General features: G+C 46.4%; 9 protein-coding genes. 5 read left to right on the top strand and 4 right to left on the bottom strand.

Annotated elements, in window-relative coordinates; genetic code table 11:
• The first annotated feature begins 26 nt into the window (after positions 1-26).
• The 3 genes from DN062_RS11855 to DN062_RS11845 all read left to right on the top strand — a co-directional run bounded on the left by DN062_RS11855 (position 27) and on the right by DN062_RS11845 (position 2,772).
• Positions 27-647 (top strand): LysE family translocator, encoded by a 621-nt coding sequence (locus DN062_RS11855; RefSeq protein WP_112159534.1) that lies wholly within the window; start codon positions 27-29, stop codon positions 645-647.
• A 91-nt stretch (positions 648-738) separates the two neighbouring features.
• Complete coding sequence (locus DN062_RS11850; RefSeq protein ID WP_112159600.1) at positions 739-1,584, top strand: AAA family ATPase; 846 nt, start codon at positions 739-741, stop codon at positions 1,582-1,584.
• A gap of 15 nt (positions 1,585-1,599) precedes the next feature.
• A complete protein-coding gene (locus DN062_RS11845; RefSeq protein WP_112159533.1) occupies positions 1,600-2,772 on the top strand; it encodes a vWA domain-containing protein in 1,173 nt (390 codons plus the stop codon).
• 65 nt (positions 2,773-2,837) lie between these two features.
• Here the strand turns inward: DN062_RS11845 and fdhA are convergent, their stop codons facing one another.
• The 3 genes from fdhA to DN062_RS11830 form a co-directional block, all read right to left on the bottom strand.
• Complete coding sequence (gene fdhA / locus DN062_RS11840; RefSeq protein ID WP_112159532.1) at positions 2,838-4,037, bottom strand: formaldehyde dehydrogenase, glutathione-independent; 1,200 nt, start codon at positions 4,035-4,037, stop codon at positions 2,838-2,840.
• 331 nt (positions 4,038-4,368) lie between these two features.
• Positions 4,369-6,324: a methyl-accepting chemotaxis protein gene (locus DN062_RS11835; protein ID WP_112159531.1), complete on the bottom strand. Its 1,956-nt coding sequence runs from the start codon at positions 6,322-6,324 to the stop codon at positions 4,369-4,371.
• A gap of 229 nt (positions 6,325-6,553) precedes the next feature.
• On the bottom strand, positions 6,554-8,767 hold the full coding sequence (locus tag DN062_RS11830) for a hypothetical protein (RefSeq protein WP_205126719.1): 2,214 nt from the start codon (positions 8,765-8,767) through the stop codon (positions 6,554-6,556).
• Positions 8,768-8,963: 196 nt separating this feature from the next.
• Between DN062_RS11830 and DN062_RS11825 the strand changes: the two genes are divergently transcribed.
• Both DN062_RS11825 and thiI read left to right on the top strand, forming a co-directional pair.
• Positions 8,964-10,457 (top strand): NCS2 family permease, encoded by a 1,494-nt coding sequence (locus DN062_RS11825; protein WP_112159599.1) that lies wholly within the window; start codon positions 8,964-8,966, stop codon positions 10,455-10,457.
• 85 nt (positions 10,458-10,542) lie between these two features.
• Positions 10,543-12,021 (top strand): tRNA uracil 4-sulfurtransferase ThiI, encoded by a 1,479-nt coding sequence (gene thiI / locus DN062_RS11820; RefSeq protein WP_162301296.1) that lies wholly within the window; start codon positions 10,543-10,545, stop codon positions 12,019-12,021.
• A 31-nt stretch (positions 12,022-12,052) separates the two neighbouring features.
• Here thiI and DN062_RS11815 read toward each other — a convergent pair whose 3' ends face one another.
• Entirely contained in the window at positions 12,053-13,009 is a 957-nt protein-coding gene (locus DN062_RS11815; RefSeq protein ID WP_112159529.1) for a YbgA family protein, read from the bottom strand.
• Positions 13,010-13,095 lie beyond the last annotated feature (86 nt).

Raw genomic sequence — 13,095 nt, 5'->3', positions numbered from 1 at the left:
TTTTAACTAAGAGCGATCTTCTACGTATGATATTGCAATGGAGTGACTGGCTCGCGCTAGCGGGAGTTTTTATTTTAGGCGCTATGTCGCCAGGGCCTAGTTTGGCCATCATCATTAAACACAGTCTTTACGGCGGACGTGCTCAGGGGATGATTGCCGCCTTGTCTCACGGGCTCGGCATCGGACTCTATGCAGCCCTCAGCATGCTTGGAATTGCCAGTATAATGGTGGCCGCTCCTTGGCTCATCACCCTATTGCAATTGGCTGGTGCTGGTTTTTTACTGTATCTCGCTTTTTTGTCTTTGCGCAGCGCTCTCGGAAAGTCCTCTGAGACCTTGCCTGTCGAGCAGACGTCTTCTAATCACGCGTTGGCATGGCGTGAAGGTTTTTTAATCGCTTTTTTGAACCCTAAGGTGCCCTTATTTTTTGTCGCGCTGTTCAGTCAATTTTTAAGCCCTGAGCAATCACCGCTCACTAAAGTGCTCGTCGCAAGCATGGCCATGGGGATTGATACATTTTGGTATTTACTGGTCGCGTTTATCTTATCCAACCCTCAAAGTCGCCATTTCTTTATGAAAATGCGCCAGGCAATAGATTTTATTTTTGGGCTACTTTTACTCTTTGTTGCATCGCGGCTTCTTTTTTAAGGAAGCCTCGCTAGGTTGTATGGCCATTTGAGCTCTGACAAGAGTAAGGGTAAACTCGTATTATTCGTTTATATTGATGAGTGTCCCTGTCATGCAGTTCAAAGGTTCTGAAAAATACGTCGCCACACCCGAACTACAAGTGGCGGTGAATGCCGCTCTGATTTTAGAAAAGCCCCTATTAATTAAAGGGGAGCCTGGCACAGGTAAAACGCTTCTGGCTGAAGAGGTCGCCAGTGTTTTGAATCGCCCTCTGATCAGCTGGCATATAAAGTCAACCACTAAGGCGCAACAAGGCCTATACGAGTATGATGCTGTTTCACGCCTGCGTGACTCACAGCTGGGCCGAGAGCGAGTAGAAGACATCAGTCACTACATTGTTCCGGGTAAACTGTGGGAAGCCTTTAGCCATGAAGAACCCTGTGTGCTCCTGATCGATGAGATTGACAAAGCTGACATAGAGTTTCCCAATGATCTTTTATTAGAACTCGATCGCATGGAGTTCTACGTTTATGAAACAAAACAGCAAATAAAAGCCGTCCATCGTCCGCTCGTTATCATTACATCAAACAATGAAAAAGAACTACCGGATGCCTTCCTGCGTCGCTGCTTTTTTCATTACATCCGCTTTCCTGATAAAAGCACAATGGAGCAAATTATCCAGGTACATTTCCCTCGTATTCAAGAAGAGCTGGTACAGAAAGCCTTGGCCGTTTTTTACGATTTACGCGAAATGTCAGGTTTAAAGAAAAAGCCCAGCACCTCTGAGCTGATCGACTGGTTGAAGCTTTTAATGTCTGATGAGATTTCACGTTCCCTGTTGTTAGAGAAAAACGCACTGAATGCTGTTCCTCCTCTTTGCGGTGCACTCATCAAAAATGAACAAGATGCGTCTCTACTGGAGCGGCTTGCATTCATGATTCGCCGCCAGAATCGTTAATACTCGGACAACAGCATGCTAATTGATTTTTTTCAAACACTGCGCTCGAATGGAATCCCAGCAACACCAAGAGAGCTGCTAGATTTGGTGCGTGCTTTACAAGCCGACCTTGCCTTTGCCAATATGGATGACTTCTATCTTTTGGCACGCACCTGTTTGGTAAAAGATGAAAAACTCTATGACCGCTTTGATCTGGCATTTGCACAGTTTTTTGAGGGCGTCGAAGCGGCGGACGCCACTTTATCGACCCTAGTGCCCGATGACTGGCTACAGAAGACGTTTGAGCGTTATCTATCCGATGAAGAAAAGTCCAAACTCAAAGGCTATGAAAGCTTAGATGAACTCATGGAGGCCTTTAAGCAGCGTCTTGATGAGCAAACGGAACGCCACGCAGGTGGGAACAAGTGGATAGGCACAGGTGGAACCTCCGCATTTGGACACGGCGGCTATCATCCTGAAGGCATACGTGTGGGTGGCGAATCCCGCCATCGAAAAGCGGTAAAGGTGTGGGAAAAGCGCGAATTCCGTAACCTCGATGATCGTCAAGTGCTTGCAGAGCGTAACTTGCAAGTTGCACTTAAGCGTTTGCGTAAGTTTGCCCGCACTGGAGCTCATGAGGAGCTGGATTTAGACGGAACCATTCAGGCCACAGCTCAAAAAGGCTACCTTGATATTCAAACCGTCAGAGAAAAACACAACGCCGTTAAAGTTTTGCTACTCTTGGATATCGGTGGGTCTATGGACGATCATATTCAACGAATTGAAGCCCTGTTTACCGCTTGTCGAAATGAGTTTAAGCATCTGGAGCACTTTTATTTTCATAACTGTGTTTATGAGTCTGTCTGGAAGGACAATTCAAGGCGTTTTGATCAACGCATCAATACTTACGATTTAATTCATAAATATGGGCAGGACTACAAGGTGATCTTAGTGGGTGATGCATCCATGTCTCCTTATGAAATTGCGGTACCGGGTGGCAGCGTGGAACACTTCAATGAAGAAACTGGCCAAGCGTGGTTAAGCCGTATTATCAACCAATGGCCTTCCTTGGTTTGGCTTAACCCTGTTCCAGACCATGCATGGAAGTACACTCAATCCATCCAAATGGTTCAACAACAGATAGAGGACCGTATGTTTCCTATGACGCTTGAAGGACTTGAGCGAGCAATGAAGTGCTTGTCTAAGTAGTAGTAGTGACTGAGCACGCAAGAAAGGCCTGTAAAGGCCTCTCGATAAGTGATACATAATACCGACTAAGCAGCAAAGAGCCTGTGAGGATCGATGACAAATTTTTTCGCAGCACCTCCATCAAAATCAGCATAGCCTTTTGGTGCATCATCCAGTGAAATAACCTGAACGTTAACCGCTTTTGCAATCTGAACCTTGTCGAACAAAATGGCCTGCATCAACTGCCGGTGGTATTTCATGACAGGACACTGACCTGTATGAAAGGAGTGAGATTTTGCCCAACCCAAGCCAAAGCGCATACTCAAACTACCCTGTTTGGCAGCATCATCATGCGCGCCTGGATCTTCTGTGACATATAAGCCAGGTATGCCGATCTGACCACCTGCTCGGGTAATATTCATCATTGAATTTAAAACGGTTGCAGGCTTTTCTTCATGGTGACAATGACCATGACAACGGGCTTCAAATCCAACACAGTCAACCGCTGCATCAACCTCAGGAACACCCAGAATTTGCTCCAGTAGCTCCGGTAACTCAGCATCCTGACGCAGATCAATCGTTTCGCAGCCAAAGCTTTTTGCTTGTGCTAAACGATCAGGAATCATATCCCCCACAATAACACAGGCTGCACCCAGCAACTGCGCAGATACTGCAGCCGCAAGCCCAACTGGCCCCGCTCCTGCAATGTATACCGTTGAACCCGGCCCAACACCTGCGGTTACGCAGCCATGAAAACCCGTTGGGAATATATCGGATAATAAAGTCAAATCACGAATTTTTTCCCGTGCTTGGTCTGAGTCAGGGAATTTGAGTAGATTAAAGTCGGCATAAGGCACCATAACATACTCGGCCTGGCCACCAACCCACCCCCCCATATCGACATAGCCATAGGCTGCGCCTGGACGTGCGGGGTTCACATTAAGACAGATACCTGTCCGACCTTCCTTACAGTTACGGCAACGACCGCAGGCGATATTAAAAGGAACAGAGACAATGTCACCGACCTTAAGAAACTCGACATCTCGGCCACATTCAATGATTTCACCTGTGATCTCATGCCCTAAGACGAGACCTGAAGGCGCAGTAGTGCGGCCGCGGACCATGTGTTGGTCACTGCCACAAATATTGGTTGTGAGGACTTTGAGGATAACACCGTGTTGACATTGGCGCTTGCCGATAGACAGTTCTGGAAAGGCAATAGAACGAACTTCAACCTCTCCAGGGCCAGTGTACACAACACCGCGATTTCCGGTAGAAATAGCCATGGCTTTTCTCCATTTATGATTATTTTAGCGGTCAATAACTTACTGAACACCGATACAGTGTAAGGATGAAAAAGCGGTGGGAATTATTTAAATACGGCGTTATACGTGATGGTTACGACACTTGAGAAAAGAGAGGGATAGTGTTGACCTCCCTTGCTGTACTTATTCTGAGTGAATACAGCTGCGCGAATGTGTATCAGTGCAGATTAACAGAAACAACCTTTCTTGCATGAGGTTGAATCTTGAATAACTCAGGAAAGTCGAACATTCAACCTTCCTGAGTATAAGGATACAATGTGGTTAGAAGCATTCACTAACACTGATGAGCTCATCAGGTTTTAAATGCTTTGACCAAGCTATCCAACTGTTGAGAAAGTTTTGCAAGTGAAGATGAAGTATCTCTGACCTGTTCCGACATGTCATTTACTCGTTGAGCATCACCATTCACCTCTGCAATATGGCGATTAATCTCCTCAGCGACCTGATGCTGTTCTTCCGCTGCAGCCGCGATTTGTGTATTCATATCACGAATCATATCCACTGACGCTCTAACGCGATCAAAGCTTTCAGTGACTGCACGAATACTCGCGACTGTCTTTCCAGTTGCTTGTTGACTAGCCGACATGCGCTGACTCACCAATGCAGTGCGTGTATTAAGTTTGTTCAGCAGAGAGTTGATCTCTTCGGTAGAATCCGCCGTCCGCTGCGCCAACCCACGCACCTCATCTGCTACCACGGCAAAACCTCGACCATGGTCACCTGCTCGAGCCGCTTCAATAGCCGCATTGAGTGCCAGCAGATTGGTCTGCTCAGCCACACCTCGTATTGTATCAAGAATCAGGTTGATATTGCGTGAGTCCTCCTCTAGTTGCACAATTGCACTGACAGAGTCCTCTATTTCGGAATTAAGACGATCCACTTCTGCAACGGCCACATTAATGCTGGTCTGGCCTGCTTGAGCTTCTTGATAGCCATTGTCAGCAGCTTGTGCTGCATTACTGCAAGACTTAGCGACCTCATTTGCCGTAGCCACCATTTCGTGAAAAGCGGTTGAAACCATATCGACGGAGTGGCCTTGGCGCCCTGCAGTATCCGTCATATCCTGCGATAATTTGGTTGATTCCGCTGAAGATAATTTCAAACCCTCCGCACTTTGCGTAATTTCAGACACTAACTTTCGGATAGTCTTCAGAAAGTGGTTAAACCAGTTGGACAACTCAGACAATTCATCCTTACCCTTGACCGACAACTCTCGAGTTAGATCACCCTCGCCCTGAGCTATTTCTTTGAGACTCGCAGACACCGCTCGGATTGGTCTGACAATGACATCTGCCGTCAACTTACCAATCAAAGAGAAAAGCAACACCATCACCAGCACGACCAATGACAAGAGTCCTATCATTCGATTTGCCGGACGCATCACTTCGTCATACTCAATCAAGCCGATGTAGCGCCAGCCAAGACCGGGAGACTCATAGACTGCCAACATATAATCAGTGCCCGACAAACGAATAGGTTTTCCGCCTTCAGCCGCATCGGACAATAACCGATAGTCTGCTGAAAGATCCTTAATATTCTTGAAGTTGTGTTCCGGATTGGCTGCATCGACCAAAATATTACCACTGGCTTCGAGGAGCATGAGATAACCCGTTTCACCCAGTTTGATTTCACGAACCATTTCTGTCAGCTGACCTAGTGATACATCCAGACCGATGGCTCCGCCCTGCCGACCAAGCTTATTGACTGTGCTCATAACGGTACTAACAATCACAGCATCGTCAGGCTCCCAGTAATAAGCAGATGTTCTAACAGGTGTATTGGGCTGCGCCATCGCGGCCTGAAACCATGGACGCTGACGTGGATCATACCGTTCGGACACACTTCCGAGAGGCCACTGAATATAAGCTCCCTCCGCCGTACCCATGTACACATAGGCTAAGCCCGAATGAGTAGCCGCAAAGTGGTCGAAAAGCTCAAAAACCTGCTGTTCAATTCCTCCGGCCTTATCCGGGGTCATCACCACCTCAGGGCTTGTTAAATAATTGCTGATACCCGAATCAACCTGAATCATCAGTGGATGACTGGCAAGAAAATGAACACTTTTATCAATTGCATCAAAATAGACCTGCATCGCGTTGTCTATTTGACGGATTTCTCGGGTTGTACTTGCTTGAAAAGATTCTTCCGCTTGCTGCCGAAGATGGGTGACCACGACTGCGGAGATAATGACGATAGGCAACACTGCTAAAGCAATAAATGCCAGAATCAATTTTGTTCGTATTTTCACTGGCTAAATCCTTACCCTAGTATTGTTACCAATGGCAGTATAGAAGGGTTTCTGAAAAATGAATGGCTATAAACGCCATTAAGTCAATAATTTACGACGTATTGCATTTATTCCATCATTCTCTACAACCGATTACCCTTTAACGATTATTGGCCAGCTAAACTGAATAAAAAAGCTTGGCCAGAAGCCAAGCTTTCAAAATCATGCAGAAGCAATATTAGTATTTACACTACTCAGAAACTTCATTCACCACCGCATCAGCGGGCACACTCTCAACACCACTGACCTCAGTTGCTTGAGGTGCAAAATAGGGATCAAACCATCCCATAGAGTAGCCTGCAACTCCAACGAAAACAAATAACAAGACCAATAAAAGCCAAGTACGCCAAGGTGATTTTTGATCAGCGAACGGGTCATAATGAGTGCGTTTGGCTCCTTTAGGCAAGCTCGCAACTCCAGTGAGAGAACCACCAAAGGGTATGTTAATTCTAGCGCGAGTGTTGACCGCCCAGCCATTTGCATCCAACAAGGGACCAAGGTTACGCTTGCGTAATTTTAAAGAAGCCAACAACATGGATGGACCTGATATTAACAGCAGAATAACGACGAAAACCAAAGGGACTTTCCACAATGGGAGTTGTATTAAAGAGGACACGATAGCTGCCAAGGCAGTACCCAATGCTCCAAAGGCCAGACCTATTGCGGCAAAGATACCCGCAAACTTTGCAATATCAAATGCCTGTGCCGATACAGCTGGCTTAACGCCTTCGGCTAAACTGGCAGATGATTTGTCCTCTACGGCTTTATCTTTAGCTGCGGCAAATTTTTGTATTTGTTCACCCATCATCCTCGCGATACGCTTGTAAGGGGACCAAAAGGCCTGCCGAACACTGATAGGATTTTCAATAACCTTAACCACCGATGCGTGCCAGTCATAACCATGGCGATCGTAAAAAATACCATTGCGACCAACGACCATCATATCGTCAGCGTCTCCACCCGTCATCGCTGCAACGATAGTCATGGGTGACTCGCCTAAACGAGTACATTGGCAATACACAAGATACGCACCACTTAAACTGGCTTGCTGTGAATGCCGGTCCAGATCCGCAACACGCAGACACAGTTCACAACTGCGCTGATCCAGATACAGGGTTCCAGCCTGAAAGATGGCCTTGCGTTTACCGCCATAAAAATCGGAAAGATTAACGTAGTTTTTAAGTAAAACCACTAAGTCACGGTTGTAACGTGTCAGACGTTCTACCCCTTCAACCAGTTCCGCCGCCGTTTCGGCATTAAGGTCTCGCAGAATTAAGTCGGCTAAGGCTTCATACACATTCCCCGTCAAAAGACTTCGTAATTCCATAATGTCCATGGAGGCAACAGGGCTCTCTGGTTTTTCTTGCATCCATTGACGAAAAGAAGTGAAGCGTGCCGACAAGTCATTCCAAGACTGAAGGGTTAAAACGTCACAATCACCCAGAATAGGCAGAATCACTTCTGATTTAAAACGTTGAATCAAGTCCGACCAAGCAGGGTTAATACCTTCATTGAGGGGTAGGTCTTTACCCGGTGCAACTAATGCCAAAGGTAAAGCCGCAACCCCTTCCGTTTTATCATGCAATTGCTGGCTCGCAAGGGATTGATACAACTCGTCTGCTGGGTTTAAACATACAGCTGCTTTTTCATCAAAAACTGCAAGCTGGCACCGCGTAAAGAAGTCATCTACTTTTATCTGAATAAGTGCAAACAAATCTGCAGCGGCTGCCGTACTCTCACCTAAGGGCAAGATATCTTGTGAAGACAGTTCAGCCTTTGCTAGCCAATCAGACAAGGCATGTGCATCATTGAAAAATTGATCTAATGTACTTTGATTGATCCCAGGCTGCCCACTTCTGTCCATCTCTTCACCATAACAGGCCATAATATGACCCATGGCTTGAATTAGGGTTTCATCACTTGTGAGCTGAACCGGGATAATACCATCGCCATTGTAATGGTCAGGGGTAAATAGTTGAGTGGTATCCGATACATCCTCAATCGTGATGACATCTGCATCTCTTTTGCCAAGATATTGCAAGATCTGTTCAGCAGTTGCGAGTAGTTTAGCCCCTTCTTCATCCTCATGATTAATCGCCTCTAGAGGCAGCCTGTCGCCTTCTTCAAATAGAATGTCAGGTGTCTTAAGAACCTTTATCGCCCAACGAACGGCACGAATAATCTCAGGCGCACGTATGCGACCATCTCCATCACTATCAAGTAAGGCTAAGGTGCGCGGATCAAATTCCAACCCTACCGTTGGGCAAGCGAGGACAGACCAAAGTTTTTGGTCTAACTCAGACAAATGCTTCAAATCATCTGCATTTTCAATTTGGACCTGATCAAAGCCACCTGAACGAAAAAACCGCCATGGGTAAGAGCCAGTTACGAGTGATGAGAGCATAGAGAATTCCTTAAGATAGCCGTCCAGTTGTCGTCCACAATTAAGCTAGACTATTAAGTCTAAGACATTGCGCATTTTACTCCTTATCACACCCTGCATAGAAACAGTTTTTTTAATTCAGGAAATATAAATACAAGGATAGGGAAACCTGCGTCACGCTGTTAAAATGCTCCGTTTTTACATGAGTAAAGCCCCCATGAACGAAAAACCCTTCCATTACCCTTGGTATAAGAAAGAAGATACGGATGCCTTCTTTGCACTCTTTCAAAATAACATTGCCAACTTTGTCATTATTGCTATTTCCATGCTGGGCATGGGTTTTCCGGCCGAAATTGTCTTCGGAAAAGTATTACCGGGCGCGGCCGTCGCCGTCATGTTTGGTAATTTTTACTATGCGTGGAGTGCGGCTCGGTTAGCTAAGAAAGAACAACGTACCGATGTCACGGCTTTGTCCTACGGGATTAGCACACCCGTGATGTTTGTATTCTTATTTGGCATTTTACTGCCCGCAAAAACACTTACAGGGGATGCTGAACTGGCATGGAAGATTGCGGTGGCTGCCTGCTTAATCAGCGGTGTGATCGAAATTTTGATCAGTTTTATTGGTAACTGGGTTCAAAAAAACCTGCCAAGAGCAGCTATGCTGGGCGCTGTCGCGGGTGTCGCACTGACCTTTATTGCGGGTGAAATGCTGTTCAAAACACTGGAGATGCCTGTCATAGGTTTACTGGTCATCGCCATTATTTTAGTTGGATTGGTCGCGCGGGTAAGCCTTCCTTTCAATATTCCCGCATCGCTGTTTGCCATTATTATCGGAACCACATTGGCTTATCTGATGGGAGAAACCGAAACAGACAAACTGACGGAGGCATTTACTCACTTTGGCTTTTACCCCATTTTTCCTTCTTTTGCTTGGCTTGAAGGCTTAGGCATGCTGTTTGGTGTCGGGGCTGCGCTGATTACTGTGATTTTGCCTATCACTCTTTATAACGCCATTGAAACGATGAACAATGTTGAGGCAATGGAAGCAGCAGGAGATAAATACGATGTACGTGAGTGCCAAGCCGTTGATGGCGTAGGTACGTTGCTCGGTGCTGTATTTGGTGGTCTTTTCCCGACCACGGTGTACATCGCAACGGTCGGTGCCAAGTGGATGAATGCCGGTCGTGGCTACAGCTTGCTCAATGGTTTGGTGTATGTATTAGCCACCTTATTTGGATTGATTGCCGTGTTGGCAGCCTTAATTCCAGTTGCAGTTGTGGCGCCTATTCTGGTGTTTGTCGGTATGTCGATGATTGCGACCAGCTTCCAAACAAATGACACTCGTTACTATCCTGCAGTAGCCTTAGCGATGCTTCCCTACTTCGCCAATTATCTGTCGACACGTTTTGGGCGGGGCGCCAGTGAGGTCATGGCCGGTATTTCTGAGGGAATCGTCCCCTTAGGTCAAGGCGCAATGTTTACAGCCATTCTACTGGGTGCCATTGCCGTCAGTGTGATAGACCGCCACTTTAAACGTGCAACCGTATTTGCGCTGATTGCAGCAACTCTCTCCTTCATCGGGCTAATGCATGCTCCAAAGCTTGGCTTATATGCAGCACCGGACTTTGTGCAAGGTTACCTGATCATGGCGGCCTTTTTTGCTTACTATGTCTTCAAAGAGCCCGCACCAAAAGCAGTTAATAAATAAAACCTGCCAAAGCCCTTTATTTTCCATTAAAATAAAGGGCTTTTCAGTCGCGCCTTCAGCGACCAACCTAATCAACACGTATCGCATGAAATTTATTATTCGCCTCTTCCCCGAAATCACGATTAAAAGTCGTGGTGTCCGTCAGCAGTATATTAAGCAGCTGAAAAAAAACATTCGTCACTTGGTTAAACCGATTTGCGAACTTAGCCGCGTTGGTGGTTGCTGGGATTTACTAGAAGTCGAAACCGACCCAAGTACATCTCCTACCCAAACTCAAGCCATCAGTGATGCCCTGACACGAATCCCTGGTATTCACCATTTTATGGAAACGCAAGAGCACGCACTGCCGGATATTGAGGGTATTTGCAAACTGACACTCAGTGCATTGGCCGAACGTCTGCACAATAAAACCTTTGCCGTTAGGGTTCAACGAACAGGGATTCATTCGTATAGCTCTTTAGATCTTCAAAAAGAGATCGGAGCTTATCTGTTGGATCATTCTTCAGCAGCAGGTGTGAATCTAAAATCACCCGAAGAGCTTGTACTGTTGCAAATACACCATGATCGACTGTTTATCGTGGGCAAACGTCGTGAGGGGTTAGGTGGATACCCATTGGGAACACAGGAGAATGTGGCGACACTCATGTCTGGCGGCTTTGATTCAAGTGTGGCTGCCTATCAAATGCTGCAACGAGGCATCTATACCCACTTTATTTTCTTCCGCTTAGGTGGTACTGCTCATGAAGAGGGGGTTAAACGAGTTGCGCATTATCTTTGGTCACAATACTCTCAGTCACATCAAGTTAAGTTCGTTACAGTGCCTTTTGAAGGAGTCGTTGAGCATATTCTGACACGAGTCGATCAGGGACTCATGGGCGTTATACTAAAACGAGCGATGATTCGCTGTGCGGATGCGTTGGCCCGGAAACTTAAAACCTCCGCACTCGTCACAGGCGAAGCCATTTCACAGGTATCAAGCCAAACACTTACCAATCTACAGGTCATTGATCAAACCGTTTCTCGATTGATTCTACGCCCCTTAATCAGTGCCAACAAACAGCTGATTATTGATCAAGCGAAGGCTATTGGTGTTGCTGAGCTTTGCGAACAAATTCCGGAGTATTGCGGAGTCATCAGCCAGCGCCCGACCTCTCGTGCAAAATTAACCGAGATCGAAACCTCAGAAGACGCAATGGACTCGCAGGTTCTTCAAAATGCAATCACCTCAGCGGTGATCGAGTCGATCACGCAAGTGCTCAACAATACAGCAGACATGCCTCAGGTTGAAGAAGGACTGATTGAAAGCGAAGCGGATGATCGAGTGGTTATTATCGATATTCGTGCACCTGATGAACGTGAAGCTTCCCCAGTCAAAAAACTAGAATATCCAGTTCTAGTCCTGCCCTTTTATCGACTCCATTCACAGTTCTCAAGTTTGGATCAGAGTAAAGAATACTGGCTGTATTGCGATCAAGGTATCATGAGCAAACTGCAAACCCAAAATCTTCTGAGCGCTGGATTTACCAATGTCAAAGTCTGTCCGGCTCACCTACTCGCACAGTAACTCTAAAAGCGGTCTAATCAGGCCGCTATTCTCAATAGCCATAATGGAGCTTGAGCGCTTGCGGATGTGGATTTAAATACACTTGCTGCGCGATGTACTCTTCGTCAAACTCATTGAGATAATGGCGAATCAAGGTAATGGGAACTAACAAAGGAAGCAACCCTTGGTTGTATTTGGCAATCGAATCTGTCAGCTCTTGTTTTTGTTTAGCCGTGAGTCTGTCGGAAAAGAAACCTTGTATATGCTGTAACACATTGGTGTGATTTTTACGTGTCGCTGGATGCATAAGCGCTTGCATAAACAATTGATAGTACTGCTGTGCGTCCTGTTCAATGTCATCACTGAAGTTCGCAACGTAACGGCCCAATTCACGATAGTGTGCCTGATGATGCGCCAACAGTAAGAATTTATAACGGGTATGAAAAGCCACCAATGATTGGCGAGTGATGCCTTCATGCTTAAGTGTTTTCCAGGCATGGTTCGCAAACACGCGGGTAATAAAGTTTTCTTTTAAGACGAGATCATGTAAACGCCCATCCTCTTCTACTGGTAGGTAGGGGTAGACCCGTTGCAAATTCGCCGTGTAAAGCCCTATACCTGATTTGCTGCTATACCCAGTGCGGCCATCGTATACCCTAACCCGCTCCATGCCACAGGAAGGCGACTTAGCACAGACGATGTAGCCACTCAAATAGTCCAGTGCTGCGACACGCTCCTCGCTGAAGGCCTGCATGGCGTCGGTGACATCAAAACTTTTGTCAGAGGCCAACAAACGTACTCCCGACTCTTCTTGAACCAAGCGTATAGTCGGTCTAGGCGTACTCAACCCAATTGCCATTTCAGGGCAAACGGGCACATAAGAAAAAACCTGAGAAAGCTCCTGCATGCAGTATTGAGAGGCTTTATGGCCTCCATCATAACGGACCTTTTCACCGAGCAAACACGCACTAATCCCAATTTGGATGATATCTGGATTAAACTGGCTCATGCTGGTTTGATTCTCCTTTGTCCTGTGTATTTTTCGACACGACGCCAACTCAGCCGCCATGTTTAATAGTAACGTTAGCAGCTTAA

The sequence above is a fragment of the Nitrincola tibetensis genome (assembly GCF_003284585.1).
Taxonomy (GTDB): Bacteria; Pseudomonadota; Gammaproteobacteria; order Pseudomonadales; family Balneatricaceae; genus Nitrincola; species Nitrincola tibetensis.
This window is presented reverse-complemented; position numbering and strand designations above follow the sequence as displayed.